This window comes from Mycobacterium sp. TH-M82, from assembly GCF_057473605.1.
Genome location: NZ_JBYCKY010000691.1, coordinates 1 through 2448 on the forward strand (window position 1 = coordinate 1; position 2448 = coordinate 2448).

Below are 2448 nucleotides of genomic sequence, written 5' to 3' on the forward strand. Positions count from 1 at the left end.
GAACGGCCGCGGCTAACGACGGCACTGGACAAACTGCGGGTGTTCAGCGACACCGCCACGGGCCTGATCAACGACACCCAGGCCGACCTGGTGCGCAACCTGAACAACCTGGTGCCGACAGTGTGTTCGCTCGCCGAGGTCGGTCCCAAGCTCGACTTCGCTCTGGGCTTTCTGGCAAGTGCATTCCCCTACGGCCAGGGCCTGGTCGACCGGGGCATGAAGGGCGACTATTTCAACGTTTTCCTCGTTCTCGATTTCACCCGCGCCCGGCTCAAGCTACAACTGTTGGAGGGCACCGGCTACCAGGCACAGAACATATCGCAGGTACCGGCGCCGGGAGACGCGGGATACGACGCGTTCATGCAGCGATTCCCGAACGGGGACGGCTACAATGACCTGCCGCGAACTCCGCCACCCCCGGACCGGTGCGATCCGGACGCTTTGGCGTTGCCGAACGGTAATGGGGGCGCGTAGATGCTGACCCGTTTCGTGCGAATACAGCTGATCATCTTCGTGATCGCGTCGATCATCGGCGTGGTCGTGATGGCCTTTGCCTACCTGCAGGTGCCGACCCTGTTGGGTATCGGCCGGATGACCGTGACAATGGAGCTGCCCGCCTCGGGGGGCTTGTACCGCTTCTCCAATGTGACCTACCGCGGTGTGCAGGTCGGCACGGTCACCGCTGTGCGGCTGACCCCCAACGGGGCGAAAGCGACACTGTCGCTGGGCACCTCGCCGAAGATTCCAGCGGATCTGCACGCCGACGTGCGCAGCGTCTCCGCGGTCGGCGAACAGTACGTCGATCTGCGGCCGCGTACCGACTCGCCGCCCTACCTGCGGAACGGCTCGGTGATCGCGATGGCCGACGCCAGCATCCCGCAGCCGGTGGGGCCGATGCTGGATCAGGCCAGCGCATTGATCAACAGCATCCCCAAGGACAAGCTCGGCGCCTTGACCGACGAATCGTTCACCGGTTTCAACGGATCCGGGTTTGACCTGGCGTCGCTTCTCGACTCGTCGGCCAGGGTGACCGGCGGCGTCAACGGCATATCGGGCCGTGCCCGAGCGCTGGTCGACGACTCGGTACCGCTGCTGGACTCGCAGGCCCAGACCGCGGATTCGATCAGGGTGTGGGCCCGCAGCCTGGCCGGGGTGACCGAGCAGGTGGCGGTCGACGACGCCCAGCTGCGCAGGCTGCTGCGGGATGCGCCGGGCGCCGCCCGGCAGGCTCAGGCGCTGTTCGAACAGGTCAAGCCGACGCTGCCGGTGTTACTGGCCAACCTGACCAGCCTCGGCCAGGTCGCTGTGACCTATCACCCGTCCCTCGAACAACTCCTGGTGCTGTTCCCGCCGCTGGTTGCCGGCCTTCAGTCGGTGTCGCCGTCCAACAACTACGCCGACATCTCCGCGAATGGTTTCCACCTCCAGGTCGGCGACCCGCCACCGTGCTTCGTCGGCTTCTTACCGCCGCAGCTGTGGCGCTCCCCGGCGGACACCACGACGATCGACACGCCGGACGGCATGTACTGCAAGCTTCCGCAGGATTCGCCGCTGGTGGTTCGTGGTGCGCGCAACTATCCGTGCATGACTCGTCCAGGCAAGCGTGCGCCGACAGTCGAAATCTGCAACAGCGACAAGCCGTATGAACCGCTGGCCATGCGGCAGCACTGGACTGGGCCGTACCCGCTCGACCCGAATCTGCTGTCGCAGGGCATACCGCCCGATGATCGCATCGGATACGAAATCGGCGCCCGCGCCGCCGACCTCTACGGCCCGCTTGGCGGATCGGCGCTGCCGCCGCCCGGGGAACTGCCCCCGCCACCGCCGCCGGGGCCGGCGCCGGTGCCGGCACCGCTGCCACCGTTGCCGCCGCCGGGAATGGTGTGGCCGATCAACCCCGCCCAGCCGGCGCTGCCATACGCCCCCGGCCCGCCGCCTCCCGGCCCCGGCAACTGGGCGGCGCCCGCGCCCCCGCCGCCCGGCCCCGGCAACGTGCCGGCGCCCGTCGGCGCAGCACCCGTCGCGCCGGCTGACGCCGCACCACCGCCCGGTACACCAGCTGTGCCATCGGTGGCCCCAAGCTCGTTCGGCCGCAACGGGTCTGGGCGTGCTCCCGTGGTTGGCGTCGCCGAATACAACCCGCGCACCGGTTCCTATGTCGCACCGGATGGCCGCTTGTATCGGCAGTCAGACCTGGTGACCTCGCCGGATCACAGGGCCAAGACGTGGAAAGACCTGATCCTCACCCGGTCTTGACCAATGTGAACGGCATCTCGACAAGCGTCCACTCATTGAGTCCGCACGCGCCGCTGGGGCCGAGGGTCTCGTCCCAGCCTTGCAGGTGCTCGTCGTCGGTCGGGTAGAACTTGAAGTGCTGATGCCCGGGGAACACCGTGCCGTCGGGGCACCGGACAAAGTCTTCCACGTCGTGGGTGACGAGCCACAGAT

The 2448-nt window shown here is 67.5% G+C and carries 1 protein-coding gene and 2 pseudogenes; 2 read left to right on the forward strand and 1 reads right to left on the reverse strand.

The genetic code is table 11. From position 1 onward, the window contains the following. A pseudogene (locus AC2VON_RS20325) lies at positions 1–474 on the forward strand (MCE family protein); the annotation flags it as partial. Next, on the forward strand, positions 475–2256 hold the full coding sequence (locus AC2VON_RS20330) for an MCE family protein (RefSeq protein WP_486954532.1): 1782 nt from the start codon (positions 475–477) through the stop codon (positions 2254–2256). Here AC2VON_RS20330 and AC2VON_RS20335 read toward each other — a convergent pair. Further along, positions 2243–2448: pseudogene (locus AC2VON_RS20335) on the reverse strand (Rv2253/PknI dimerization domain-containing protein); the annotation flags it as partial. The gene AC2VON_RS20330 and the pseudogene AC2VON_RS20335 sit on opposite strands and share 14 nt — an antisense overlap.

Coding starts and splice junctions, on each gene's coding strand:
- AC2VON_RS20330 (WP_486954532.1), top strand. CDS start 475: ATGCTGACCCGTTTCGTGCGAATACAGCTGATCATCTTCGTGATCGCG.